The organism is Deltaproteobacteria bacterium, assembly GCA_009692615.1.
Classification (GTDB): domain Bacteria; phylum Desulfobacterota; class Binatia; order UBA9968; family UBA9968; genus DP-20.
Window position 1 is genome coordinate 1 of sequence record SHYW01000081.1, and the last position, 24,119, is coordinate 24,119.

Below are 24,119 nucleotides of genomic sequence, written 5' to 3' on the forward strand. Positions count from 1 at the left end.
CCTCGGGAAAAAACATTCCTGAGAAGATTTTGCCGATGGCTATCGGCCAGGCTATTCAGGACGTTGAAGTCATTCGCTGACGGCGTGAGCGCAGCCCCTGCGCGGTACAACTCGGGCGGCGCCGAAGGACCGGTCAAACCCTCGGTTTGATAATCAAAATCCCGACAATCGATTTGTGCCGGCGCAGGACTTGGCCGCGCCAGATGCGAGTGAAATCCAGCATCCGGACTAGCGGCAGATAGACTATGCTCAACCGCCGGGTCGTCCTCATGACAACAGCGCAACACCGCCCACGCCGCGCTGTAGTAAAGAAGCGTCGATGAAAGGAACGTGGCCAGGAAAGCTTTTAGTTGCCGGTTATTCATACCTGAGATTGAATGGAGCACGATTTATGCCACGACATTTTCATAACCAACCCATAGGACTACGCCAGCAAATCTTCGCGCAATTGCGAGAGCGCCACTGAAATATTTGCAAATGTGCGAACAGTTCCACGGCACTTTCATTCTCCCGAAGAAAGTTTAACGTGAGCCGCCGCCCTGGAAGCGGATGGCAACGACGGTTCTTGTGGAAGCAAGCCTTGGCGCAAAGCTTCAGCATATCCGCTTCGTAGAAAACGTATGAGCAGTATCCACAAGAATATCAGCCCCACACAAACGAAATGGACGTAGCGCCTGTAGCTACCTAGTGAAGCCAAACTCACGAGCAGAATAATAAAACCGGCGCTGGCATCGCCGACTCTTTCGACCACGACATCGAGAAAGGTCTTGATGGATTTTAGTACGCCTGTCGGCACGGCCATATAGATGATCTCCATGCAGCTGCGGTGAATGCTGTTGCGTAGCGTGGCGTCGGCGATTCGCGTCAGCGCGGCGGCAATCAGGCCGGGCCAAATCATGATCGCCAAAGCACCCGTCAACAGCATAACCGGCGTCACATAAAGGCTCGCACTGAGGCCCAGCTTGCTCAGTGTCTTGCCGGTAAGAATCAGCTGCGAGAATAACGTCGCCACGCTGAGCCAGCCGTAATAAGAGCTGAAAAAGCCGGCGAGAGCCAATTTGGACGGGTAAATTTCTTTCGCCGCGGTCTTGAGCTGGAAGTCGATTAACGTCGAAACCACCACGGACACCAAGATCACCGTGGCGATGGTTTTGAGATAAGGAGAGCCGGCGAGACGCGCGAAGATATTTTCGCCATTTACCGTATCCCTCTTAGGCGATACAAATTCCGTCGCAGATGGCGCGTCTCTCAACCTTCGCTGAGTTATGCACAGCAAAACGGACGCCGCCACGTACAGACCTCCGACAACCCAGAGCAAGTGATTGCTCTCGACCGAAAGGTGAACGCTCCACTTGGCGCCGAAGGCCGCCACTACGCCACCGATGGTTCCACCCGCGGTAAGCAGTCCGAACAAGCGCTTGCCTTGGTCTGGATTGAACATCTGGTTGGCTAGCGTCCATAGCTGGGCTACCGCGATAACACTCGCCATCGCCGACCAGATGTAAAACGCATAGTGACTCCAGGCTGGATCGATGTAGGTTAGGAGAAACCAAAAGCCGGCGATCATGAAAACAGTAAGCGTGTTGGTTGCCAAAATGAGCCGGACAAGGGAGACGTGCGCGGTATATCTCGTGTACGTGGCAATAATCACGCCGGCGCAGAGCGCAACCAGAATATAAAGATAGGGCAGTTCCGAAGCTGAATGGTGGCCGAGAAATATGCTATCGCGGAGGATCTTGATGAGATTGTTGGCCGCGATCAGCAAGAAAAGCAGCGCGGCCATCACGCCTAAACGATAGCCCTCCTGCCAGGATTGGATATCGAACCTAGCGAACAGCCTTTGCAACAACGTACAGATCACGCTTTTCTCGTTTTATCGCCAGACAAATTATGGTTGTCTCGGGATTTCTTTCTTCGCGCTATCGGCGCCAAGCCCGCTCAAATCGATACCGTCGGCTCGCAGTTCCGAATCCGTCGCTTGCCGCGCCACGGTTCCCGCCGGATGATCGTACCAGCCGGGATCTTCATCGTAACTCTTCAAGCGGTCGCGCACCTTGAGCAAGGTCATCATGCCGCCCATGGAAATGTAGTCTCCAAACGGCCCGGCTTTGCCTTTCATCGATATCGTATTGTTGGGCATCGGCATGACTTCCGCCATGCGTCCCATGTCCATGCCGTCATGACCCATGCTCATGTAAGCCGGCAGCAACGGCCGGAGTTTTTCTTCCAAGCCGCCCGCCTTCATGCCGACCAGATTAGGAAACTGGTGGCCCATCTGATTCATCACATGGTGCGTCATATGGCAGTGCAGCGGCCAATCGCCGGGGGCGTCGGCGATGAATTCTAAATCGCGGGTCTGGCCGACGCCGATCAGCGCCGTGGTTTCCGGCCATTGTGCCAATAGCGGAATCGCGTCGCCGTCAGTGGCGGTGATGCGGAAGTGATGACCGTGAATATGCAGCGGATGGTGGCTCATGGCGCTCAGATTACCGACGCGCAATCTGACTTTGTCGCCGGTCTTGCACACCAACGGCGCCGTCGACGGAAACACCTTGCCGTTGATGGTGAGGATATTGGCATCGTTCATCTTGAGCGTATTGGGCCGCGCCGTGCCGGCCTCGATCACCCATTCGCTGAGCAACAATGCGAAATCGCGCTCGACCCAATCTTCCGGCGCCGGGTTGCGCGGGTGAACCACGAACATGCCGATCATGCCCATGCCCATCTGGGTCATTTCGTCGTGATGCGCGTGGTACATCAGCGTGCCATGCTGGCGCATCGTCCATTCGTACTTAACGGTCTCGCCCGGTTTGATGTAGGGCTGGGTCAGCCCGCCGACGCCATCCATGCCATTGGGCAAGTAGAAACCATGCCAGTGAATCGCCGTGGCCACCGGCAAACGATTGGTGACGTAAATGCGCACCCGCTCGCCTTCCACCGCTTCGAGCACCGTGGCGTTGACCCGGCCGTTGAAGCCCCAGCATTTGGCGCGCAGGCCGGCGTCGAAGGCATGGTCGACTTCCTCGGCGATGAGGTGAAAAACTTTCACCCCGCCGGAAATTTTGAACGGCAACGCCGCGCCGTTGGGGATCATCACCGGCCGGTAGTCCTTGCCGGGCAGGGCCGGCGGCAAAGGTCTAATGCTCAGCGAACCGCCGGAATAACTTTTCTCCCAGCGTTGGCGAGCTGGCGCCGTTTGCGCCTGTGCTTCTCCGCCGCGGTTTAACAAAAGCGCACCACCGGCCAAACCGCTGGCGGCGAAGCCGAGAATCTCCCGGCGCGATATTTTCTTGCTCATGGTCATACCTCCGACTCAGTGACCTTGGCGTTCCTGGGCCATGGGTTGGCCCTTGGACAAAACATTCTTCATGGCGCTCGATTCCGCGAGCCGGCCGGCGGCGATCTGTTCCATGTCGTTGTGCGCCAGCCAATGATCGCGCAGCGCTTCGACGTAGCCGACGGCGACTTCGATCTGCTGCTCGCGAGCGCGCAGGAGCTGCACCGGCCCCAACTGCATAGCGTTGTAGTGCAGCTGGGTTTCATTGACGATGCGCTCATGGAGCGGCAGCAAAATATCGCGGTAATATAGCGCCCGTTCGCGCGCTTCGTCGAAGCGCTCTTGGGCGGCGCGCGCCTCGGCGCGCATGCGCACCGCCAGGGCGTAATATTCCTGCTGCGCCCGCCGCAGTTCCGCCGCCGCCCGCGCCACCCGTCCTTGTCCTTGGTCGAATAGCGGAATCGGCAGCTCGATCACCGGACCTACTTGCCAGCTGGCTTCGCGCTCAGCGCTCCCTCCGAGCGTCAACTCCGGGATCAATGCAGACGCTTTGTCAAAGCCCAATTGCTCGCCCAGGGCGGCGATGTTTTGCTGGGCCAGCACCAGATAGAGGCTACGAGTCACAGCCAACTGCTCAATCGAACCGCCATCTTGTGCCGCCGGAATCTCCGGCAAGCGCGGCAAGTTACGCCAAGCAGTCTGCCCGCCCCAGACACCCATGCGGATATTCAACAGTTCGCGGCTCTGACGCGCGGCCAATTCCGCGCCGCGCAGCTGCAAACGCGCGCTCCCCGCCAGGGCGCGCTCGCGCAGCAAGTCGAGAGCGGAAATATTTCCGGCGTCATATAATCGCTGGGTGATTTCGCCGGCGGCGTCGAGGGATTGCAAAATCGTCCGGCGCAGATCGACCAGCTGCTCATTGGCCTGATGGGCGTAAAACGCCGCTCGGGTCTGTCCGGCCAGATCCATTACGGCGCCGACCACCCGGCTCTTGGCGGCGTCGAAGCGCGCCGCGGCGACCCGCTGGCGCAGCGGCAAGTAAAGAATATCGAGGAAGCTCATGACCACGCTGAGCTCAAGATCGGGACGGCCACCGGTTACCGGAAACATCACCGCCGCGTTGAATATCGGATTGCGCAACAATCCGGCCTGCACCAGATCGGCCTGGGCGACGCCCAGGTCGGAGTACAAAGCTTGCAGCTCGCGGTTATTGAGGAGCGCGATCTGCACGGCTGCGTCGGCGTTGAGCGGCGCCCTCAGCAACTCGCGCAGCTTCTCGTCGGCGGCGCGATCAAGCTCGGTGCCGTTGTTCCAAGTAGGTTTGACGCCCAAGCGCGCGCCCACCGTTTCACTCACCTCGGTAAAGCCAGCGCGTAGATCGACGGCCACGCAACCGCTCAACCAGAGCGAGGCAACCGCGCCGAAGATGGCGAGAAGGATTCCATTTGGTCTGCGCATAGGAAAAAGCTCCAGGATCTCCGGTCAATTCATTTTGTCGAGCTTGACGATCGCCTTCTTCGGCACATCGATGGTGAAGCGAATTCGGTCGCCGGATTTCACCCCGTCCATCAGCGCCGGCGGCTCGACTCGATAGCCCATAGTCATGGCGTCCATGAAACCTTCGATCTTGCCATGCTCGACCACCAACTGCGCCGCGCTCGGCACCGCGGCGATGACTTTGCCCTCGGCGGTCACGGTCTCCCCGCCCGGCTCCGCAGCCGCCGCCGGGCGCGATAGAGCAGCATCCGCGCGCGTGTAGACGAGCGTCTGGGACAGCGCAGAGCGCGGCACGACCGGCGCATCAGCGTGCGCCGGATGGCTCAGGCTCAACGGTTGTGATACGTAAGCCGCGCAGGCCGGCAGCACCATAGCAGAAAATAAGGCAACTAATTTTTTGTTCATCTTGCTCCTCGTCATCATTTCTTGGCTTTAGCGATCTTAGTGATCACCCGTTTGCCGGTTTCAATCGTAAAGGTAACGACATCGCCGGGATTCAGCCCTTGGAGTTGCGACCGCGATGCGAGCTTGTAGCCCATGATCATCGCGTCCATGAAACCTTTTATTTCCTCATGGTCGATGACCACTTCCTGGGATTGCGGCATGACGGCCACGATCTTGCCAACGCCGGTCACCAACTTCGGCATCGATGGCGGCTTCAGCGACGCCAGGTAGCTCGACAAGTCTATCAACTCGCGTAGCGTCATGGTCGCGATATGCTCCTGCGACATCGGCGAGTTGCCGTCGCGCTCGCGCCATTGGCGGGCCACCACGGCGTTGGGATGGATCACCGACTCGGTGAAATATTCCAACGGATGGAGCGGCCCCATCTGGCTCAACTCCGGCGCGCTATCGAACGGTTCCGGAAACGGCTCACCGTTGATTCTATGACAGGAGTAACACTCGAATTTTTGAAAAATGGCGCGACCCTTGGCGACCTCGCCCTTGGGCATGGTGAAACGCCAATTGGCCGGATGATGCTGTTCGGCGGCATTGATTGTAAACACAGCGATAAAAATACTGAGCATCGTCAGTGCGGACGGCAGCGATAATTTTAAAGACATGGCGACCCTCAAATCGTTGAGAGCAAGACCGATTGTGACCGAAAAATCGGTCGTATGGATTCAATAAGTTAGAAAATCGAAACAGCGCGAGCGCGCTGCTAGATGCGGATCACGGAAAGCAAAAGATGACGAGAACGTTGCGGCGACAGCATCGGACCGGGCGGGCCGAGATTGAATCGCGAAGCGATCAGTCCATGAACCAGAGATAAACCGACCGCGGGGTAATTGACGAGGGCTTGGACGCGGCGATCCGGCTCATGGCAAATTCGCGAGCCGACCAAAAACGCCGCAAATAGATTGGGACAGTGAATTTTTCCCGGATCGGAATGGGACGACGAAGAACCTTGAGCATCATCCTGATGATGACTGCTGCTCGTGCCGCCGTGGACGTTGCCCGCCAATTCCATGGTCATGCTTTCGCAGCCGGTAAGAACCCACACCGCCCCGCCGCAAAATAGCGACAGACAAACAGCGATGGCAAAGACACGCTTCATAATCAAGTAACCGGAAAGTTAACGCATCACCGGGCGGGATTCAAGCCCGGACTCTTCCCCGGCCAATGGCCAACATGAACACGCCGACAACCATTAGCAACAAACTAATCCACTGCGCCTCAGAAAAACCGAACCCCACCGCGGGATTGATGCGCCAGAACTCGACGGCGAAGCGCGACAGGCCGGCGAGTATTAAATAGAGCCAAGCGCTGGTTCCCGGCGCGAGCTTTTTATTCCGCAACGACCAGAGAATCGCAAACACCAAGATGTTCTGGAAAAACTCATAGATCGGCGTCGGATGCACAACCACGCCGGGTGCGTAAGGAATCCCGCTGTTCGGATCCGCCCAGCCGACGATGGCATTTTTGTAGGCCACGCCCCACGGCACATCGGTCACCGCGCCCCAGTCGCCGTCGCCGGCGACATGGCAGCCGATGCGACCAATACCATAGGCCAGCGCTAAAGCCGGCGCCGCGATGTCCAGCCCTAGAAGCGCGGGGATTTTATTTTTGCGCGCCACCCATAAACCCGCGGCCGCGCCGCCGAAAAATCCGCCGTACCAGGTAAAGCCAGCGCCGGTGAAAATATATTTCCACGGCGCCGCGACAAAGCCTTGCCACTCTTCGGCGATGAACAGAATGCGCGCGCCGACGAGACCGCCGATGGCGGCGGCGAAAACGATCGTCGAGGCGAGTTCAGGATCGTATTGATAACGGCGCAACTCGGCACGCACCACCCAGCCGGCGCACAACGCCGCCAGAGCCATGAAGGCGCCGAAACTGTAAATCGTCAACGGGCCAAATTGGAAAAGGATCGGATACATGAAGCTTAGTGCGTCAGTCGCGGTTAGTGAAACAGCTCTAGCAGATCAATCATTGAAAAACAGCACTACTTAATAATTTCAGCGGAGTAAACCACGTCTACCGTGAGCCCAATCTCGTCGCCAACTCGTATGTTTAGCCGGCGCGCGCCCAGACGTTCTTGCCAGATTTCCATTTCATAAACGCCCGCCGGCAGTCCTTCGATAACAAAAAAACCCTTCTCGTCACTGACCGCGAAATACGGACTATCGGTGACGACGATGGCGGCGTTCATCCAAGTGTGCAGCACGTCGCAATCGATTTTTATCACGCCGACGCGATCGAGCCGTTTAGAAACTTGGCGCCACTTCGGCAGCCCAACGTTGAACAAAGTCTCGCTGCCCAAGCGCGCATGCACGGTGTGAAGAATCGGATCGCTGTTCTTGAGCAGCAAAGCGCTGCCCACCGTCGCGACTTGAACGTGGGGCGTGAAGGCACAATGGCTGTTGTCCAGGATCGATTCGCCGGGCGCGACAACTGCGTGCCGTTCGCTGGGACGGAGAATCACCACAGCATTTTTAAGCCCGCCGTCACGCGAGACTAACAAAGTTTCGTTAACAACCGTCGCGCCGCAAAAGCTCCGGCTCTTGAAAACCGGCAGCGCTTTCGGCTTGGTGAAGCTGCCCGCTAGAGTAATTCTGCCGCTAACACTGCCGCCGCCATAAGCCGGCAGCAAAGCCATCTGCAAGAGAGCGATAGCAATGCTAAAAAATTTTCCAAGCGCGATCATATTCAAATTTTTTTCCCGCGCGAAATCCTAGCACCCCGACACTTATTGTCTCGACCACTTTTCTCTGTTACTTGATGGCACCGTGCGCGCCGTCATTCAAAGGGTCAGTGATGCCAGCGTCAGCGTCGGCAGTTCCATCGTCGGTTGCATCGGTCCAGGATTATGCGTTCTGCTCGGTGTCGGCAAGAACGACAGCGAGAGCAATGCCAACGGCTTGGCCGACAAAATAAAAAATCTGCGCATCTTCGAGGACGAGCGAGGAAAAATGAATCGATCCTTGATCGACACCGGCGGCGCCCTGCTCGTGGTCTCACAGTTCACATTGTATGGCGACTGCCGCAAAGGCAACCGGCCGTCGTTCATCGATGCGGCGGCGCCGGCGCAAGCCGAAAGGCTCTACGAATATTTCTCGGCAAGACTAGGCCACGCCGGCATCAACGTCGCCAACGGCCGGTTTCAAGCTCATATGCAAGTCGCGTTGGTCAACGACGGCCCGGTCACCTTTGTGTTGGAAGTATAAACGAAGCGGGAAAAATCCGAATCTCGAAATCCGAAATTCGAAACAATTTCAAATGACTAAAACAAATGAAATGTTCCAAACAGGGAATATTCGGAATCGGCGTTTTGGATTTTCTTCGGTTTTGAGTTTATTTGGCTGCGGTTTGTTTCGAATTTCGACATTCGAATTTCGAATTTATTTCTTCGGCGTGTTGGCGCACTAAATTTGAGTCGATTTTAAGATGCATGTCGTGCTCTTCGAACCGGAAATCCCGCCCAACACTGGCAGCGTCGCGCGCCTGTGCGCCGCGACGTTGACGCCGCTGCATCTGATCGAGCCGCTCGGCTTTAAGATCGACGACAAGCATCTTAAACGGGCCGGCCTCGACTATTGGCCGTTCGTCGATCTCCACGTGCACAAGTGCTGGGACGATTTTTTGCACCAAGAAAAACCCGGCCGGCTGTTTTATCTCAGCAAAAAGGCCGAACTCTCTTACACGTCTGTGAGTTATCATGACGACGACTATTTGGTCTTCGGTCCGGAAACCCGCGGCCTGCCTGAGCCAATGCGCGAAGCCAACGCCGAATTCTCCTTGCGGATTCCGATGGCGGGCAGCGGTGTCAGAAGCTTGAATCTCTCCAACGCGGTCGCCATCGTGCTTTATGAAGCGTTGCGCCAGCTCGGGCGAACATAATTCTGTCATATTTCGGCCGTAGGCCTTGACGCTAAGGAAGTTTATGGTTATTTATCAGTAACAATTTCGCATCCGAGGGAGAGTTGCCAATATGAGGACCGGGGTCGTACCTATCCGCACGCGAATGTTTGCATCTGCTGTCGCGTTATTCTTTAGCGCCTCTGCCGGTTTTATTAACCATGGATCGGCAGCGGAAACGGCTGTCGCCCCCGCACCAGCCGGGGTTACATTCAATATGATTCTGCCCTTCAAGGATCTCACCGTCGGCCAGGGACAAGAGGCGACGATGGATGCTGAGGTGGTGAATCGAACCAAAGATCCCGTCGAAGTCAGCCTCGCCATCGAAGGCGTACCGGCCGGCTGGGATATCAATTTCAATTCACGCTATCCGAGCTTCCCGATCCGCTCGGTGATGGTCCAAGGCGGCGATCAGACTTCGAATAAGTCGATCACCCTTGAGTTCAAAGCCAAGGTTCCTGAGAACACGAAGCCGGGCACTTATCCGATCAAGATCACCGCCAAAGATTTGAAGGGCACGACCCAGTACGTCGAAACCATCAACTACCGGGTCTCGTCGAAAAAGATCGAGACCGGCGGCATCAAAGTCAGCAGCCAATATCCGGTGCTGAGCACCGGTTCGGGCCAGACGCTGAAATTCACTGTCGATCTGAAAAACGAAACTAATAAAGCGCTGCCGACTTCGCTGGTCGCTCAGGCGCCGCAGGGTTGGAACATCCGCTTCAAGCCGCAATTTGGCGACCAACAAATATCTTCGATTCAGCTTAAAGAAAACGGCTCGGAAACTTTGAGCGTGGAAGTCGACACACCGGCCAACGCTGAAGCCAAAGAATCTCCCGTGACTATTCAGGCCCGTTCTGGCGCCTACGAAGCTTCCACCAGCATCAAGGTTTCGCTCAAAGGCACCCAAGATCTGAAGATGGGCTCGTTGGCCGGCACACTCAACGCATCGTTGACCGCCGGAACCAAGAACCCCATCGACTTCGTGGTCGGCAATGCCGGCACGGCAACGATCCGCAATCTCGGCTTCGTCACCAAAAAGCCTAGCGAAAAATGGACGGTGGAATTCAAGCCCGACAAAATCGATTCCTTGGCTCCCGGCGAAGTGCGCCAGATCAAGATGGAAATTTTGGCGCCCGACCGCACCATCGCCGGCGACTATTTGATGACCCTGACGGCAAATTCCGCCGAGGTCACCAAATCGGTGGAATTCCGCGTGACCGTATCGACGCCGACGATTTGGGGCTGGGTTGGCTTCGGCATCGTCGGCCTAGTGGTGCTGGGCTTGGCCCTGGTATTTTTCCGCCTAGGACGTAGATGAGCGCAGTCGTCGAAACCAAAGATTTGAGCAAGCGTTACCGCGAAAAGCTCGCGGTCAACTCGCTCAGCCTGACCGTCGAAGAAGGCGAAGTCTTCGGCTTTCTCGGCCCCAATGGCGCCGGCAAGACGACAACCATTCTAATGTTGCTCGGTTTGACCGAACCGACCTCCGGCGACGTCGCGGTGTGCGGTTTCAATCCGAGCCGCCAATCCCTCGACGTTAAAAGGCGCGTCGGCTACCTGCCGGAAAATCCCGGCTTCTACGACGATCTGACGGCGCGCGAAAATCTCATGTACATGGCGCGGCTGAACCGCATTCCCGAAGCGGAAGCGCACCGGCGCACCGCCGAAGTGCTCGATCAAGTCGGCCTCACCGACGACGGCCGCCGCCCGGTTAAAGAATTTTCCCGCGGCATGAAACAGCGTCTCGGCATCGCTGAAGTTCTGGTCAAGAAACCCACGGCGATCATTCTCGACGAACCGACCTTGGGCATCGATCCTGACGGCGCCATCCGCATCCTAGAGCTGATCAAGAATTTAAACCGCGAGCATGGCCTCACCGTCCTGCTGTCGTCGCACCAGTTGCAGCAAGTGCAGCAGATCTGTAGCCGCGTCGGCATCATCGTCCGCGGCAAGCTCATTGTCCAAGGTAAAATGGACGATCTCGGCAAAGCGATCCTCAAGGAACGCCAATGGAATTTTCTACTCGAAGCCACCGGCAACACTGAAGGCTTTGAACGCGAGCTGCAAAGTATTTCCGGTGTCGACGATGCCGAAAAACGCCCCCATGGCTGGTTTTTACGTTGCACGCACGACGTTAGAACCGAAGTCGTGGAATTGGTCGCCCGCCGCGGTCTGAAATTGCTCCAGCTGCGCTCGGAAGATCCGACGCTGGAAGAAATCTATCTAAAATATTTCCGAGAGGCGTAAATCATGACTGTGGTGTTTTGGAAAGAATTGGCCGACCACTTCAGCAGCCGGCGGTTTATGATTTTGTTAGCCTTGATCATCCTGTCGGGGCTCTGGGCGACCTACGCCACCGGCCAAGCGATCCGCCAAAACACCGACACCGTGCCGTCGCAATATGTTTTCCTACTTCTGCTCACCTCCAGCGGTGAAACGCTTTTTTCCCTGGCAACCTTTCTCGGCTTCTTTGGTCCCCTAGTGGGCATCACCCTGGGCTTCGATAGCATCAGTGGTGAATACGCCCGCGGCACTTTGAGCCGCGTGCTGTCACAACCGATCTACCGCGACAGTTTGATCAACGGCAAGTTTTTTGCCGGCCTGACTACAGTAGCGGTGCTTTGGGGATCGATCCTGCTGTTGGTCATCGGTTTAGGCATCACATTATTGGGCTTCCCGCCCAACGCCGAAGAGCTCTGGCGCATGTTGATTTTCACCGTCGTCGGAGTTTTTTACGTGGGCTTCTGGCTCGCGCTAGCGATGCTTTTCTCTTTGCTGTTTCAGAAAACCGTCACCGCGGCGCTCGGCTCGCTTTCCGTATGGCTGTTCTTGTCGCTCTTCGTATCGGTGCTTAGCGGCGCCATCGCCGGACTCATCGTACCCGATGCCACCACACCGGAAGCCGTCACGCGCCGTTCGGACATTGAAAATATCGTCGGCCGAGTTTCGCCGAGCACATTGTTCAACGAAAGCGTCGGCATCCTGCTCAATCCCGCGGCCCGAGTCTTCGGCATGGCACTGCAGAGCCAAGCTGAAGGCATCTTGCCGACTCCCCTGGCACTCGACCAAAGTTTGAATTTAATCTGGCCCCACATCACCACCATCTTCGGCCTGGTGGCGGTCTGTTTCGGCATCTCCTATATCATTTTCATGCGCGCCGAAATTCGCGCCTAATTTTTCTTCTTCAGCTCATAACTCCTCCCCCTCGCCAGCGTTCTGTGCGGCCCATTCCTGTGCCCTGAAAAAACGATTTCAATTGTCATTATTGATATGTAAATCAATTGTGATAATTTAAAAAAAGTTTTCGCTGACCATCCAGCCTGGGAGGATTCATGGCCTATAAAGATCTTCGCGAATATGTCGCAACGCTTGAGAAACACGGCAAACTCAAACGAGTGACCAAGGAAGTCGACAAGGATTGGGAGATCGCCGCGGTGTGCCGCCAGCTGTTTAAAAAAATCCCCCCGAAAGATCGCCCTGCCCTAGTTTTCGAGAACGTCAAAGGTTTCAAAATTCCGGTGGTCGCCGGCGTGCTCGGCGCGTCGCGGGAAATCTACGCCCTCGGCTTGCAGACCGAGACCGTCGAAGGCATCAACCGCAAATGGGACCATGCTCTCGGCAACCCGATTCCGCCGCGCATGGTTTCGGCCAAGGATGCGCCATGCAAAGAAAACATCCTGCACGGTAAGGATGTCGACATCACTAAATTACCGGTGCCGACCTGGACCGTCGGCGAAGATCCCGCGCCGTTTTTCACCTCGCCCTATTTGATCACCAAAGATCCTGAAACCGGCGTGCGCAATGTCGGCACCTATCGCATGCAAGTCAAAGGTCCGAATAAGACCGGCCTGCTGATCGGCAAACGCCAGGACATGGCGTGGCACATGTACAAGAACAACGACAAAAACCAACCGACGCCAGTAGCCGTGGTGATCGGCGCCGATCCATCCATCGGCTATGTTTCGGTTTCGAAAATGTCCGACGCCTTGGATGAATTTGCCGTCGCCGGCGCGCTCCGCGGTCAAGCGATCGACATGGTGCCCTGCGAAACCATTCCGTTGGAAGTCCCGGCCACCGCCGAGATCGTTCTCGAAGGCGAGATTCCGCCCAACGCCTTCGAACATGAGGGACCGTTCGGCGAATATACCGGCTACATGGGACCGGCGGGCAACGAGCCGTTCTTCAACATCAAATGCATGACCTACCGCAACCAACCTTTGTATCAAGCGTTCATCAGCCAGATGCCGCCGTCGGAATCCAGTTGCATTCGCGGCATCGGCCGCGAGTGGCCGTTATTCAAACATCTCAAAGACATTCTGCGACTACCGATCAAAGATCTGCGCCTCAAAGAAGCCGGCGGTAGCGGCGCTTATTTGGTCATTTCCCTGAAGAAGGAATTCGTCGGCCAAGTGCGCCAACTCATGTACGGCGCCTGGTCGCAGCGCACCGGCTTTGGCAAAATTACCGTCGTCGTCGACGACGACATCGACGTGTGGGATGATTTCGCGGTGGATTGGGCGATGAGCTGGCATGTCCGGCCTGAACACGACGTCTACATCGAGCGCGATGTCCAAGCGGTCGGTCTCGATCCATCTCAAGCACCGGCCGATGTCTTACAACATCATCCGAGCCGTTACGTCGGCTCGCGCATCGCCATCGACGCCACGCGCAAACACAAGTACCCGGCGATCTCACTGCCGCCCAAGGAGCATTTAGCGATCGTCGCCAGCCGCTGGCATGAATATGGGATTGAGGACTGACAAAACGCTCGCGGCGCGAGCGTTTTGAATTCCAGATTCCAAATCACAAATTACAAATTTGGAATCTGGAATTTTGAATTTGTAATCAGCCGGCGCGTAGCGTCTTAGCCGCGGCCATGATCGATTCGATAATCTTCTTATAGCCAGTGCAACGGCAGAGATTGCCGTGCATGAAGTGTTTGAGTTCGTCATCGCTCGGGTTGGGATTCTCATCCAACAACGCTTTGGCCGCCAAAAGCATCCCCGGCGTGCAAAAGCCGCACTGAAAACCGCCGTGTTCGATGAACGCCTGCTGCAAGGGATGGAGCTTGCCGTCATCGGCCAATCCTTCAATAGTCATTACTGAACGGCCGCGCACTTCGAAGGCTAGCGTCGTACACGCGCTCACCGGCCGGCCATCGACCAACAACGTGCAGGCGCCGCACACCTGAACATCGCAAGAACGCTTCGCTCCGGTAAGCCCCAAACGGTCGCGCACCAAGTCGAGCAACAGCTCATGGGGCTCGACGTCGACTTCTTGCAGCCGCCCGTTCAAGGTAAACGACACTGGGATGGTTTGCCCATCTGAATTTCTGCTCAACCCGTTCGCCATGATCTCTCCCAAAATCGGTGATTATGAAAACTAATTCACAGCGGCTTGGAAAGCTCGCTTCAACAGCACGCCGACGATGTGTTCTTTGTAATCCTGGGCGCCGTGCAAATCGCTGATCGCCTCGGATACTCGTCCGGCCAACAGACCGGCCTGGGCGAGATTGCGCGTCGCTTCGTCTTTGCTTTTGCCGCTGAGCAACGCTTCCGCTTCGAGCACGCGCCTCGGCGCTGGACCGGCACAACCGACGGCGATTCTAACATCGCTGACGTTGCCGCCGCTTAAATTGAGCGCAATCGCGACTCCAACACTGGGCCGTTCGAGATAACCGAACTTCAGATAGGCGCTGCGGCCATTTGCGCCGGGCGCCGGTACGCGAATCTCGCACAGCACTTCATCGTCGCCCAACGAAGTCTCGTAGGCATCGACAAAAAAATCTTCAGCGGCGATCTCGCGCCGGGAATCGCCCTTTTGCGCCACCATCTTCGCCCCCAACGCCATCAGCAACGTGCCAGGATCGGCATGGGGCTCGGCGAAACAAAGATTGCCGCCTAGAGTGCCGGCTTGGCGCACGCGCACGTTGGCGACGTTTTGTTCGAGCTTGACTAATGCCGGCAGCGTCTGTTGGAGCAGCGCCGACTTTTCCAGCTCATGATGGGTGCATAGGGCGCCGATCTTGATCGTGCCGTTGTCGCGGGCGACCTCGTTCAGCCCCCTGAGCTTTTTGACATTGATCAGCCGCTCGTACTGCACCAGCCCCTCTTTCATCGCCAACAAGAGCTCGGTGCCGCCGGCGTAGACCTTGGCGCTATCGCCGAACCGGCCGAGCAACTCGGATGCTTCGGCGACACTCTCGGGCTCGTCCAAACGAAATCTTCTGAGCATCTCACCCTTCTCCTTCTAATTTCTTTTTCACCGCCTGGGCGAATTCGTCGAGGACTTGGTCGGCTTTGCGCTTGATGATGCCATGGCCCAAAGCGGCGAGCTTACCGAGAATGTCGACGCCGGCGATGAATTCGACAATCGTCTTGCCGTCCTGCTCGCGTAAACTGACATCCAAATCGATTTTCATGCGGCTGCCGACTTTATTGTCGGCGCCGGTGGCCTGGGCCTTGATCCGCTCTAGTTCGACGCGTTCAAGCACTTCGATGGTCGTCGGGAACTCGACTTTGAAGGGCCCAACCTTTTCGGTCATGGTCGCGGTATAGCGTTTGCCTTCTTCCACGGTCTTGGCGTCTTTACAGCCCGGCACGCAGGCGATGAAGCGATCGACATCCCAAATAAACTTCCAAACCTTGTCGCGCGCGGCGAGTATCTCGACTTGTTTTTGAAACTGCAATTCGACCCCCGGTTCTATTTCGTAATAAATTTGCTATCAGAAGCGGACCAAAGCCGCAAGCGAACGGAGCCAATTCATTGAGGCAAGGAACAGCGCCGATGGACCGTCAATGGCGCGCTGGCGTAAGAGAAAACTACTCGCGGCCGACCACATCGGTAACGTCTTTGAGTTCTTTTTTCAAATAGGTCTTGAGCTTTTTCTTGACCCGCTCTTCGATTTGGCGCACGCGCTCCCGGCTGATGCCGTACTGGTCGCCAATTTCGCGCAAGGTCAGCGGCTCTTCGTTCAATAGCCGTTCGCGGTAAATCACCAGTTCCTTATCCTTCAACCCGCTGGCGAAGCGCTCCATCTTGTCGCGCAACAGATCGCGGTACTGGGCGTCGGCAAAATGCTCCTCCGGGCTCTGCTTGTTGTCCGGCAAAAAGTTCAGCAGCGTCGCCTCGTCGTCATTACCGACGGGAGTATCCACGGACAAATCCCGGCTCGACAGCCGCTGCTCCATTTCCACCACTTCGTCTTCCTTGACGTTCAAACGCTGAGCCAGCAGCTTGGGTCCAATCATGAGTCCCTCGGCTTCGATTTTGTCCTTTTCCTTGCGCAGATTGAAAAACAACTTGCGCTGGGCCTGGGTCGTGCCGATCTTGACCATGCGCCAATCGTTCATGATGTAGCGGATCATGTAAGCGCGCACCCACCACACGGCGTAGGATGGGAAACGCACGCCGCGATAGGGATCGAAGTTTTTCACCGCCTCCATCAATCCCATATTGCCTTCTTGAATCAAGTCGAGGAGGTTCTTGAACGACTTCTGGTATTCTCGAGCGATCATGACGACCAATTTGAGATTGGCGGTGACCAATTTATAAGCGGCTTCGATATTGCCATACTCTTTGTAGTCCACCGCGATCTCATGTTCCTCTTCCCGGCTCAAAACCGGAAAACGGCGGATCTCGGCGAGATAACGCTGCAGCGGATCGAAGGGAACCAGCGCCGTGTCCTTGGCGTTATCCCGATCCGGCGCCTCTTCAACGATCTGCGGCAGATCGATTTCGGCAAAAGGAAAGCTTATTTCGCTAGTTTTATCGTCTTCGGCCATGAGCGCTCGCGCTACCCTTAGAACCAAAGGTCAGCATCGCAAAGAGCAGCGAGCTATTCAAGATGATCGGACCGCGGAAGTTGATATGAACGATGGGTTGGAATTTCTAATCGCGCAATGATCGGCAGACTTACGACTGACGGGGAATTTTCCTCACCTTACCCTCGGCGATTTCGCACAAAGCCAAGACCACTTCGCGGTTGTCCGAATCGAGCAAGGGCTTGGCGCCTTTGAACAGCTGGCGCGCCCGCTTGGAGGCGAGCATGACTAATTCGAACCGATTCTCGACCTTCTCTAAACAATCCTCAACGGTGATGCGCGACATGAACCACTCCTAAATAATTATGGTGCGATTCAACCAGATATCGCCGGACGAGTCAATGCAGCGGCGGCGCGCTCGACCCTCGGCGGTTAGCCAAAAACTATGCTGGAATAAGACAATACAGGTATATGACTGGTGGGTTGAAATAACGCCTTAATGTTCCGTGGGTCTGGTCGCCCTGGGTTTCGCGAACGCCATATCCAAGGCGATGCCGGTGACGATCGCTTGCCAGGCCTGGTCTTCCGAGAGACCGCGCGTCTTGATCGAGCGCCACAAACCGATGATTTCCTCTTCGGTCACGGTTTCGATCAGATCCTGATCCAGCCCTTTGTCCAATGTTGCGATCTGGTTCAAGCGTTCCATATTGTTCGAGTCTTTCGTCGAGAGAGTAGAATCGGCTCAGGCCAACTTGAAGCAAATCCATTGCCAGAATCTCAACTCTTGGAAATCACAGGGATTCGCCCAATGGAACTGAATCGGAATGACGGGATTGGCGGCAAATTTTGTCGCCACTGGTGCATAAAAAGGCTCGGCACCGGTAAAAATCCTGCACCGAGAACCGCAAAAGCGATCTAATCGATAACCGCGACGCCGGAAATTTCGAGCATACAGTCGGGATTATAAAGCCGCTTTACTTCGACCAAAGTTATGACGGGAAAATATTTGCCGAACACCGCCCGGTAAGCTGTGCCTAATGGTTTGGTGTTGTTCCAGTAAGCTTCGAGGTTGGTAACATAGATCGTCAGAACTGCGTAGTGATCGGGCCGGCCACCGGCCGCTTCAATGGCGGTTTTGAGATTGCTCATCACGCGGGTGAACTGGGCGACGAAATCGCCCTTGCCAACCACTTGTCCCTTTTCATCGAACGGTGCTTGGCCGGCGACGTGAACGACCGCGCCACCGGTAATCTTGGCCACATGGGCATAGCCCACCGGCGCTTCCAAACCTTTGGGATTGAGCAGTTCGAATGGCATCGTGATCTCCTAAGCAATCGCGCCCGTGGTCGCGGGGCTCCAGTAATTGATAAAGCTCTTGAGCTCACCGACGATGTCGTCGGAAGCGGCGACATAGGCCAAGATGATTCGCGTCGCGCCGGCCTCGACGTAGGGTTTGATCTGCTCGACCACTTCGGCGGCTGAAGTCGCCGCGACCATCGGCAGCGAACGAAACATCTCGTCGGTGATCAGCTTGCGCGCGGCATGAAAACCGTCCGACTTCCACGCTCCGCGCATCGCTTCCACTTCCGCGCCAAACCCCATGCGTCCGAACAGCGTGCGATAATAGTCCGCCAAAGCGTAGTAAGTCAGCGCGTGGCTGAGGGCGTCGCGGGCGACGTTGTAATCGGGCGCGATGGAACAGCGAATCTTACAAATGATTTCCATCTTCGCCGGATCCTTGCCGGCCTCCGCCGCGCCGGCGCGAACTTCGGCGGCGATGCGGCGAATCTCGGTGGGATTGGCCATATTGATCAGCACGCCGTCGCTGATGCGTCCCGCCAAGCGCGTCATCTGCGGCCCGAAGGCGGCAAGATAAATTGGCATGGTTCGGCCGGACGGCTTGAAGGCCATTTTGAAATTCTGCGCCGTGAAGTATTTACCGGTGAAAGCCAATTTGTCGCCGCGCATCGCGGCGCGGACGATTTCCACATATTCCTGCACTCTGCCGAGGGGATGGTCGAGGGTTTGGCCGTGCCATTTGGCGATGGTCGGATTGGACGAGCCGATCCCCAACAAAAAGCGTCCGCCGGAAAGTTCATCCAAGCCGGCGGCCTGCAGCGCCAGCGTCGCCGGCGTGCGGCCGAGAATATGATAGATCGCCGAACCGATTTTCAGCCGCGTCGTCACCGCGGCGATGGCCGACAGCATCACCGTGGGATCCTTGTTGTTCGCCTCACCGCCCCAGGCGCAGTCGAAGCCATGGCCCTCGGCGAGCTGCGCCAGCTCGGGAATCGCGTCCATGGGAAGCTGCGCACCGGAGTTGAATTCGATATCGATTTTCATGGCATCGAATAGACGACGATTAGCTATAACTGGCTGGCAAGTTGGTCTTGAAGATTTCGATCTTCTCGGTTTTTTCAACGTAGCGGATGAAGCGGTATTTATTTTCCACTTCATCAATGGGATAGGGCGGCACCGCGGTGCGCTCGGTGCTCACCTTAGCGCCGATGAAAGATAACTCGCCGCGTTGCATTGAGCTAGCGATCGCAGCGGTGAATTCATCGACAGTTTTCGCCCACTGGGAATTAAAAATTCCCGCCGCCCGCGCCACGCCGACTAAATCCGTGCCCGCGCCCGTCGCGGTCTTCTTGCTGCCCGAGGCTTCGTAGACTTCGTTGTCGAACACGATGTGAGTCAAATTCTTCGGAGCCATGCGCGCGATGGTCGCCAGCGAACTCAAATTCATCAATAGCGAACCGTCGCCGTCGAGCGCGATGATCTTGCGCTGGGGCAAACCCAATGCCATGCCCAGCGCGATGGACGAACAAAGCCCCAAAGTCCGCACGCGCAAATTGCCGTCGCTGGGATGCAGCGCATTCCATTCGAGCGTCATCGCGCCGGCGGAGCTGACCACCAAAGCATCCTCCGCGATCTCGGCCAGCGCTTTCAAACAATCGTATCGTTTCATCAGAGCGATCCCCATCAAAGCGACTGCAATAGCGCGCGGCGCCCGAGCACTTCTTTGGTCATCAACAGCGCCACCGGCCGCTTGGCATCCTCGGTCATAACCTGGGCGCGCTGAATCAGCTCGGGCACATCGACCGGGTTGCGCATGATGTAATAGCGAATCCCCAACGCTTGCAGCACCGGCTCGGTCATACTGCCGGTGGTGCTAAAAGTTCGATCGCCGATATCGCCGGCATAATAGATCAGCAGTAAAAGCGGAATTTGATACTGCAGCAAAGTACTGACGATGGCGTTGTTGCTGTTGAAAAAGCCGCCGTTCTGCATGATCGCGGCGCATTTTTTGCCGACCAGATAAGCGCCGGTGCAAATGCCGATGCCCTCTTCCTCGCGGCACAACGGCACATGGGTGAAATCATGATCTTCGTCAACTTCACGCAGCAGCTCGGCGAGATTGACATCGGGCAGGGTGGCGATGAGATTGATGCCCGCGCCTTTGAGGCCAGTTACGATGGTTTTCGCCGCTTCGGTTGGATTCATATGGGATTACGTCGTTAACAGTCCTATCCGCTTAACATCAAAGGATCAGCAGATCAACAATTGCGCTTTTCCTTTAGCCAAATCCTTAGTATAAGAAACGGGAGAAAACTGGCCGGCTAAAAATTTCACAAACAGGAGAAAGATCATGATCAAACTTTACGATTTCAAATCCTCGCCCAATTGCCAACGGGTCAAAGTGGTACTGGCGGAAAAAAACCTCCCCTACGAGATCGTTGCCGTCGATCTCACCAAGAAGGAACAGAAGAATCCGGATTATTTAAAGATGAATCCCTACGGCAAGGTGCCGGTGCTGACCGACGACTCGACGGTGCTCTACGAGTCGCTGATCATCAACGAATATCTCGAAGAGAAATATCCCAACCCGCCGCTCATGCCCAAGGACGCCGCGAAGAAAGCCAAGGGGCGCATTCTGGTCGACTACGGCATGGCGCACTTCGACTCGGCCTATCAGAAACTGCGCATGGAGCTGATGAAAGAAGCCAAGGAGCAGAGCCAACCCGTAATCGACGGCGCCAAAGCCGATCTGAAAAATCTCTTGCAGCGCTTCGAAGAAGAGCTCGGCGAGCAGCAATATCTGCTCGGCGACTTTTCTCTCGTCGATGCCGACTTGATCCCCCGCTTCACCCGCCTGGAAGGTTTCGGCGTGATACCCGACGCCTCCTTGCCGCGGCTGGGAAAATATCTGGAACGGGTGAAAGCCCGGCCATCGGTCAAGGCGCTGTTATAATTCTCGCAGTGCACAGCGACGCAATCCAAATTTAATAAAACCCATGGAGCTGCCGAAAAGCGGTTTTTTCTCGACCGTCTTTTCGGCGCTCTTGCGTCCAGCCCTAGGCTATCTCGATCGCCACGCCGCGCCGCATTACGACGGCGATCTCACCATCGCCGGCCTCAATCATCCGGTCCAAGTAAATTGGGATCGCTACGCCGTTCCCCATGTGCGTGCCGACAACGAGCACGATTTATTTCTCACCCAAGGCTACCTGCACGCCCAGGAGCGGCTCTGGCAAATGGAATTGAGCCGGCACTTTTTCGCCGGCCGCATGGCGGAAATCTTCGGCGACTTCGCCCTGCCCTGGAAAGATCTCTCGTCGCAGTTTCGCGGCAAGTCGAGCGCGCAGTTCGACTACTTTGTGCGCTTGCTCGGCATCCGCGAAAGCGCCGCCGCTTCGCTCAGCCAAATGGACGAAGGCGAACAGCTCCGGCTCGCCGCCTACAGCGCCGGCGTCAATGGCTACATCGAACGGTGTGGCAAAAAGCCGCCGTGGGAATTTCGCCTGCTGCGCCATGAGCCCGAACCCTGGCAACCCTTAGACACTCTAACTATCGGCAAAGGGTTAGCCATGGTGATGTCTACCGCGCTCTACAGCCGTTTGAACTTCATAGCCCTCGCCGAAAAACTTCGCGACCAACCGGCGAAACTGCACAGCTTGATGCTGCATCAAGCTCACGACGCGCCAACGCTGACGCAGACGATTTGGCAGCAATCGCTCGACCTCTGGCAATTTACCAGCGGCATGCTGGCGGCGAGCCCGTTCCACGGCGCCGGCCATGGCAGCAATTTCTGGTTGGTCGCGCCGCACCGTTCGGCTACCGGCAAGGCGATTCTCTGTAACGATCCGCACCTAAGATTGACGCTGCCTTCGCCCTGGTACTTGATGCATCTTCAAGCTGGAAAAATTTCGCAGCAAGCGAATCCCTACGAAGTTTGGGGCGCGTCGATTCCAGGTTTGCCATACATACAACTGGGCCACAATCGCGCCATCGCTTGGGGTATCACCGCGGCGCTTTGCGATGACGTGGAAATCTATCGCGAGAAATTGCACGCGCTCGACCCGGATCTTTATCTCGCCGGCAATACTTGGCAGAGGTTCTCCCATCGACGGGAAGTGATCGCCATTCGCGGCCAGCGCGCCGTCGAAAAAATCGTCCGCCAGTCACGTCACGGCCCGGTGATCAGCGACTTCAGCGAGACGCCCGCCGGCAAAGAACTGCTAGCGCTTCGCTGGGCCGCTCAAGAAGCTGGCCAAGAACTCCGAAGTGTCTACTCAATCAACAAGGCGGAGAATTGGCGCGACTTTCTCGACGCCCTGGGCGATCACAGCGCGCCGAGTTTGAACTTCGCCTACGCCGACCGCGCCGGCAATATCGGCTATACACTGGCCGGCAAGATACCGCGTCGCACCGCGCCGACTTTGTTGCCGTTGGAAGGTTGGAATGACGATCATGAATGGCGCGGCTATATTCCCTACGAAGAATTGCCGCGCCTGTTCAATCCGCCGCAAGGCGTCATCGCTTCGGCCAACAACCGGATCGTTGACTCAGCCAATCCGCATTATCTGTCGCATCTCTTCGAGCCGCCGCACCGGGTCCGGCGCATCGCGGAATTACTAGCGCGCCGCGAGAAATTTTCCCGCGCTGACTTGGCGGTCATGCAACTGGACGCGACCTCACTTCATGGCCGCGAATTGATATCCAAACTCAAGGACGATTTGAATGCGATCTCCGCCGGCGAAACTATCTTAAAAGACGCTGCCAACCGTTTGCTGGCGTGGGATGGCGACTGCGCTTCGAATAGCGTCGCCGCGGCGATCTTTCACATACTGCACCATCGGCTACTGACAAACTTGCTGCGTCCTGAGTTGGGCGAAGAACTATTCGCAGCATACGTCGAAATTCTCAATCAGTGCATCGAACCCACAGACCGGATTTTGGGCGATGCCAACTCGTCGTGGTTTGAAAACCGTTCGCGCAGCCAACTGGTGCGCCAATCCCTGCGCGAAGCTTGCGCCGAACTCAGCGCCACTATCGGCGACGATATCGAGCAATGGCAGTGGGGCCGCATCCACCAGCTGCAAATGAATCACGCTTTCGGCCGCGGCAAGCTATTAAAAGCTTTGCTCGGCATTGGCCCGGTGGCGGCACCCGGCGACGGCATGACGATCAACTTTGGCTTTTATCGCTATTCCAATCCTTACACGCAAAGCGCCGGGGCGACGTTGCGCTGTGCGATGGAGCTGAGCGATCCGCCCGACGGCGATTATATCCTCGCCGCTGGACAATCCGGTCACCCGACCTCGAACCACTATCGCGATCAATTCGCGCTTTGGCGCGCCGGCGGGCAAATCTCTCTTTCTGACTTCCAGGTAGCAGGCGCCGATCAGCGCCACTTGCTTCTTAAGCCGGCTTAGTCTTGAATTGGCCAGCTTGAGCCGAGTCTACAGCTCGGCAGAATGTTGCCAAGGCGAAAAGAAAACGACCATGTCGATTAGATTGCTGATTGCCGATGATGAAAGGCTGTTCCGCCAAAGCCTCAAGATCCTGCTCGAAACCGGCAGCGACATCAAAGTCGTCGCCGACGCCGGCGACGGCCAAGAGGCGGTGACCAGCGCCCGCGACACCGAGCCGGACATGGCCCTGCTCGATGTCGACATGCCGAAGATGGACGGCATACGAGCCGCCCGATTGATCGGCGCGCTGTCGCCGCGCACCAAGATTCTCATGTTGTCGGTGCATCATGAAGAGGAAAAGATTCACGGCGCGATTCGCGCCGGGGCGTTGGGCTATATCTTAAGGAACCTCTGAACAACTGCCCTGGAAGCAGGGCAGCGGAGGATAGATCGTTTTTTTCGTAATGAGTTACAGTTTTTGCGAAGTTATATCAGATTACATTTTGCTCTCGTGGTTAATAGGGT

The 24,119-nt window shown here is 56.5% G+C and carries 27 protein-coding genes; 9 read left to right on the forward strand and 18 right to left on the reverse strand.

Annotated elements, in window-relative coordinates; genetic code table 11:
* Positions 1-502 precede the first annotated feature (502 nt).
* The 8 genes from EXR70_17730 to EXR70_17765 form a co-directional block, all read right to left on the reverse strand.
* On the reverse strand, positions 503-1,861 hold the full coding sequence (locus tag EXR70_17730; protein ID MSP40332.1) for a hypothetical protein: 1,359 nt from the start codon (positions 1,859-1,861) through the stop codon (positions 503-505).
* 27 nt (positions 1,862-1,888) lie between these two features.
* Positions 1,889-3,304, reverse strand: coding sequence for a copper oxidase (locus tag EXR70_17735; GenBank protein ID MSP40333.1), 1,416 nt, complete (start codon positions 3,302-3,304; stop codon positions 1,889-1,891).
* 9 nt (positions 3,305-3,313) lie between these two features.
* On the reverse strand, positions 3,314-4,735 hold the full coding sequence (locus tag EXR70_17740; protein ID MSP40334.1) for a TolC family protein: 1,422 nt from the start codon (positions 4,733-4,735) through the stop codon (positions 3,314-3,316).
* A gap of 24 nt (positions 4,736-4,759) precedes the next feature.
* Positions 4,760-5,197 (reverse strand): copper-binding protein, encoded by a 438-nt coding sequence (locus tag EXR70_17745; GenBank protein MSP40335.1) that lies wholly within the window; start codon positions 5,195-5,197, stop codon positions 4,760-4,762.
* Entirely contained in the window at positions 5,194-5,838 is a 645-nt protein-coding gene (locus EXR70_17750) for a c-type cytochrome (protein ID MSP40336.1), read from the reverse strand. Before EXR70_17750 ends, EXR70_17745 begins: the two co-directional genes overlap by 4 nt.
* A gap of 98 nt (positions 5,839-5,936) precedes the next feature.
* Positions 5,937-6,332 (reverse strand): hypothetical protein, encoded by a 396-nt coding sequence (locus tag EXR70_17755; protein ID MSP40337.1) that lies wholly within the window; start codon positions 6,330-6,332, stop codon positions 5,937-5,939.
* Positions 6,333-6,372: 40 nt separating this feature from the next.
* Positions 6,373-7,155, reverse strand: coding sequence for a prolipoprotein diacylglyceryl transferase (locus tag EXR70_17760; GenBank protein ID MSP40338.1), 783 nt, complete (start codon positions 7,153-7,155; stop codon positions 6,373-6,375).
* Positions 7,156-7,220: 65 nt separating this feature from the next.
* Positions 7,221-7,922 (reverse strand): hypothetical protein, encoded by a 702-nt coding sequence (locus EXR70_17765; GenBank protein ID MSP40339.1) that lies wholly within the window; start codon positions 7,920-7,922, stop codon positions 7,221-7,223.
* 82 nt (positions 7,923-8,004) lie between these two features.
* Here EXR70_17765 and EXR70_17770 point away from each other — a divergent pair, with 82 nt between their 5' ends.
* The 6 genes from EXR70_17770 to EXR70_17795 all read left to right on the forward strand — a co-directional run bounded on the left by EXR70_17770 (position 8,005) and on the right by EXR70_17795 (position 13,896).
* Entirely contained in the window at positions 8,005-8,442 is a 438-nt protein-coding gene (locus EXR70_17770; GenBank protein ID MSP40340.1) for a D-tyrosyl-tRNA(Tyr) deacylase, read from the forward strand.
* Between the two features lie 220 nt (positions 8,443-8,662).
* A complete protein-coding gene (gene trmL, locus EXR70_17775; protein ID MSP40341.1) occupies positions 8,663-9,115 on the forward strand; it encodes a tRNA (uridine(34)/cytosine(34)/5-carboxymethylaminomethyluridine(34)-2'-O)-methyltransferase TrmL in 453 nt (150 codons plus the stop codon).
* Between the two features lie 91 nt (positions 9,116-9,206).
* On the forward strand, positions 9,207-10,454 hold the full coding sequence (locus EXR70_17780; protein MSP40342.1) for a hypothetical protein: 1,248 nt from the start codon (positions 9,207-9,209) through the stop codon (positions 10,452-10,454).
* The gene (locus EXR70_17785; GenBank protein ID MSP40343.1) at positions 10,451-11,383 is read left to right on the forward strand and encodes an ABC transporter ATP-binding protein; all 933 of its coding nucleotides are present in this window, start codon (positions 10,451-10,453) and stop codon (positions 11,381-11,383) included. The genes EXR70_17780 and EXR70_17785 overlap by 4 nt, the downstream gene beginning before the upstream one ends.
* A gap of 3 nt (positions 11,384-11,386) precedes the next feature.
* Entirely contained in the window at positions 11,387-12,310 is a 924-nt protein-coding gene (locus tag EXR70_17790; protein ID MSP40344.1) for an ABC transporter permease, read from the forward strand.
* Between the two features lie 158 nt (positions 12,311-12,468).
* On the forward strand, positions 12,469-13,896 hold the full coding sequence (locus EXR70_17795; protein ID MSP40345.1) for a UbiD family decarboxylase: 1,428 nt from the start codon (positions 12,469-12,471) through the stop codon (positions 13,894-13,896).
* A gap of 85 nt (positions 13,897-13,981) precedes the next feature.
* On the opposite strand, the gene EXR70_17800 is transcribed toward EXR70_17795, so the two are convergent.
* From EXR70_17800 to EXR70_17845, 10 genes are all read right to left on the reverse strand, one after another.
* A complete protein-coding gene (locus tag EXR70_17800) occupies positions 13,982-14,488 on the reverse strand; it encodes a (2Fe-2S)-binding protein (GenBank protein ID MSP40346.1) in 507 nt (168 codons plus the stop codon).
* A gap of 30 nt (positions 14,489-14,518) precedes the next feature.
* Positions 14,519-15,370, reverse strand: a complete 852-nt coding sequence (locus tag EXR70_17805; protein ID MSP40347.1) for a xanthine dehydrogenase family protein subunit M — start codon at positions 15,368-15,370, stop codon at positions 14,519-14,521.
* Between the two features lies 1 nt (position 15,371).
* Positions 15,372-15,854 carry a hypothetical protein gene (locus EXR70_17810; protein ID MSP40348.1) on the reverse strand — a complete coding sequence of 161 codons (483 nt, stop codon included), beginning with the start codon at positions 15,852-15,854 and terminating at the stop codon, positions 15,372-15,374.
* Between the two features lie 103 nt (positions 15,855-15,957).
* Positions 15,958-16,920, reverse strand: a complete 963-nt coding sequence (locus tag EXR70_17815; protein MSP40349.1) for a sigma-70 family RNA polymerase sigma factor — start codon at positions 16,918-16,920, stop codon at positions 15,958-15,960.
* Positions 16,921-17,050: 130 nt separating this feature from the next.
* Positions 17,051-17,245, reverse strand: coding sequence for a DNA-directed RNA polymerase subunit omega (locus EXR70_17820; protein ID MSP40350.1), 195 nt, complete (start codon positions 17,243-17,245; stop codon positions 17,051-17,053).
* A gap of 150 nt (positions 17,246-17,395) precedes the next feature.
* Positions 17,396-17,605, reverse strand: a complete 210-nt coding sequence (locus tag EXR70_17825) for a hypothetical protein (protein MSP40351.1) — start codon at positions 17,603-17,605, stop codon at positions 17,396-17,398.
* A gap of 209 nt (positions 17,606-17,814) precedes the next feature.
* Positions 17,815-18,216, reverse strand: coding sequence for a RidA family protein (locus tag EXR70_17830; protein MSP40352.1), 402 nt, complete (start codon positions 18,214-18,216; stop codon positions 17,815-17,817).
* A gap of 9 nt (positions 18,217-18,225) precedes the next feature.
* Positions 18,226-19,356, reverse strand: a complete 1,131-nt coding sequence (locus EXR70_17835) for an LLM class flavin-dependent oxidoreductase (protein ID MSP40353.1) — start codon at positions 19,354-19,356, stop codon at positions 18,226-18,228.
* On the reverse strand, positions 19,262-19,882 hold the full coding sequence (locus tag EXR70_17840; protein MSP40354.1) for a thiamine pyrophosphate-binding protein: 621 nt from the start codon (positions 19,880-19,882) through the stop codon (positions 19,262-19,264). Before EXR70_17840 ends, EXR70_17835 begins: the two co-directional genes overlap by 95 nt.
* Positions 19,882-20,403 (reverse strand): sulfopyruvate decarboxylase, encoded by a 522-nt coding sequence (locus EXR70_17845; GenBank protein ID MSP40355.1) that lies wholly within the window; start codon positions 20,401-20,403, stop codon positions 19,882-19,884. Before EXR70_17845 ends, EXR70_17840 begins: the two co-directional genes overlap by 1 nt.
* Positions 20,404-20,548: 145 nt before the next feature.
* On the opposite strand from EXR70_17845, the gene EXR70_17850 reads away from it, so the two are divergent.
* From EXR70_17850 to EXR70_17860, 3 genes are all read left to right on the forward strand, one after another.
* The gene (locus EXR70_17850) at positions 20,549-21,151 is read left to right on the forward strand and encodes a glutathione S-transferase family protein (GenBank protein MSP40356.1); all 603 of its coding nucleotides are present in this window, start codon (positions 20,549-20,551) and stop codon (positions 21,149-21,151) included.
* 43 nt (positions 21,152-21,194) lie between these two features.
* Positions 21,195-23,615 carry a penicillin acylase family protein gene (locus EXR70_17855; GenBank protein ID MSP40357.1) on the forward strand — a complete coding sequence of 807 codons (2,421 nt, stop codon included), beginning with the start codon at positions 21,195-21,197 and terminating at the stop codon, positions 23,613-23,615.
* Between the two features lie 70 nt (positions 23,616-23,685).
* Positions 23,686-24,009, forward strand: a complete 324-nt coding sequence (locus tag EXR70_17860; protein MSP40358.1) for a response regulator transcription factor — start codon at positions 23,686-23,688, stop codon at positions 24,007-24,009.
* The last annotated feature ends 110 nt before the right edge of the window (positions 24,010-24,119 follow it).

Excerpts from the sequence above, each read along its gene's own strand:
- EXR70_17745 (MSP40335.1), bottom strand. The coding sequence starts at position 5,197 with ATGATGACGAGGAGCAAGATGAACAAAAAATTAGTTGCCTTATTTTCT.
- EXR70_17795 (MSP40345.1), top strand. The coding sequence starts at position 12,469 with ATGGCCTATAAAGATCTTCGCGAATATGTCGCAACGCTTGAGAAACAC.
- EXR70_17805 (MSP40347.1), bottom strand. The coding sequence starts at position 15,370 with ATGCTCAGAAGATTTCGTTTGGACGAGCCCGAGAGTGTCGCCGAAGCA.
- EXR70_17780 (MSP40342.1), top strand. The coding sequence starts at position 9,207 with ATGAGGACCGGGGTCGTACCTATCCGCACGCGAATGTTTGCATCTGCT.
- EXR70_17750 (MSP40336.1), bottom strand. The coding sequence starts at position 5,838 with ATGTCTTTAAAATTATCGCTGCCGTCCGCACTGACGATGCTCAGTATT.
- EXR70_17735 (MSP40333.1), bottom strand. The coding sequence starts at position 3,304 with ATGACCATGAGCAAGAAAATATCGCGCCGGGAGATTCTCGGCTTCGCC.
- EXR70_17765 (MSP40339.1), bottom strand. The coding sequence starts at position 7,922 with ATGATCGCGCTTGGAAAATTTTTTAGCATTGCTATCGCTCTCTTGCAG.
- EXR70_17825 (MSP40351.1), bottom strand. The coding sequence starts at position 17,605 with ATGGAACGCTTGAACCAGATCGCAACATTGGACAAAGGGCTGGATCAG.
- EXR70_17830 (MSP40352.1), bottom strand. The coding sequence starts at position 18,216 with ATGCCATTCGAACTGCTCAATCCCAAAGGTTTGGAAGCGCCGGTGGGC.
- EXR70_17820 (MSP40350.1), bottom strand. The coding sequence starts at position 17,245 with ATGTCGCGCATCACCGTTGAGGATTGTTTAGAGAAGGTCGAGAATCGG.
- EXR70_17800 (MSP40346.1), bottom strand. The coding sequence starts at position 14,488 with ATGGCGAACGGGTTGAGCAGAAATTCAGATGGGCAAACCATCCCAGTG.
- EXR70_17785 (MSP40343.1), top strand. The coding sequence starts at position 10,451 with ATGAGCGCAGTCGTCGAAACCAAAGATTTGAGCAAGCGTTACCGCGAA.
- EXR70_17740 (MSP40334.1), bottom strand. The coding sequence starts at position 4,735 with ATGCGCAGACCAAATGGAATCCTTCTCGCCATCTTCGGCGCGGTTGCC.
- EXR70_17755 (MSP40337.1), bottom strand. The coding sequence starts at position 6,332 with ATGAAGCGTGTCTTTGCCATCGCTGTTTGTCTGTCGCTATTTTGCGGC.
- EXR70_17850 (MSP40356.1), top strand. The coding sequence starts at position 20,549 with ATGATCAAACTTTACGATTTCAAATCCTCGCCCAATTGCCAACGGGTC.
- EXR70_17835 (MSP40353.1), bottom strand. The coding sequence starts at position 19,356 with ATGAAGTGGAAAATAAATACCGCTTCATCCGCTACGTTGAAAAAACCG.
- EXR70_17860 (MSP40358.1), top strand. The coding sequence starts at position 23,686 with ATGTCGATTAGATTGCTGATTGCCGATGATGAAAGGCTGTTCCGCCAA.
- EXR70_17760 (MSP40338.1), bottom strand. The coding sequence starts at position 7,155 with ATGTATCCGATCCTTTTCCAATTTGGCCCGTTGACGATTTACAGTTTC.
- EXR70_17845 (MSP40355.1), bottom strand. The coding sequence starts at position 20,403 with ATGAATCCAACCGAAGCGGCGAAAACCATCGTAACTGGCCTCAAAGGC.
- EXR70_17815 (MSP40349.1), bottom strand. The coding sequence starts at position 16,920 with ATGGCCGAAGACGATAAAACTAGCGAAATAAGCTTTCCTTTTGCCGAA.
- trmL (MSP40341.1), top strand. The coding sequence starts at position 8,663 with ATGCATGTCGTGCTCTTCGAACCGGAAATCCCGCCCAACACTGGCAGC.
- EXR70_17855 (MSP40357.1), top strand. The coding sequence starts at position 21,195 with ATGGAGCTGCCGAAAAGCGGTTTTTTCTCGACCGTCTTTTCGGCGCTC.
- EXR70_17840 (MSP40354.1), bottom strand. The coding sequence starts at position 19,882 with ATGGGGATCGCTCTGATGAAACGATACGATTGTTTGAAAGCGCTGGCC.
- EXR70_17790 (MSP40344.1), top strand. The coding sequence starts at position 11,387 with ATGACTGTGGTGTTTTGGAAAGAATTGGCCGACCACTTCAGCAGCCGG.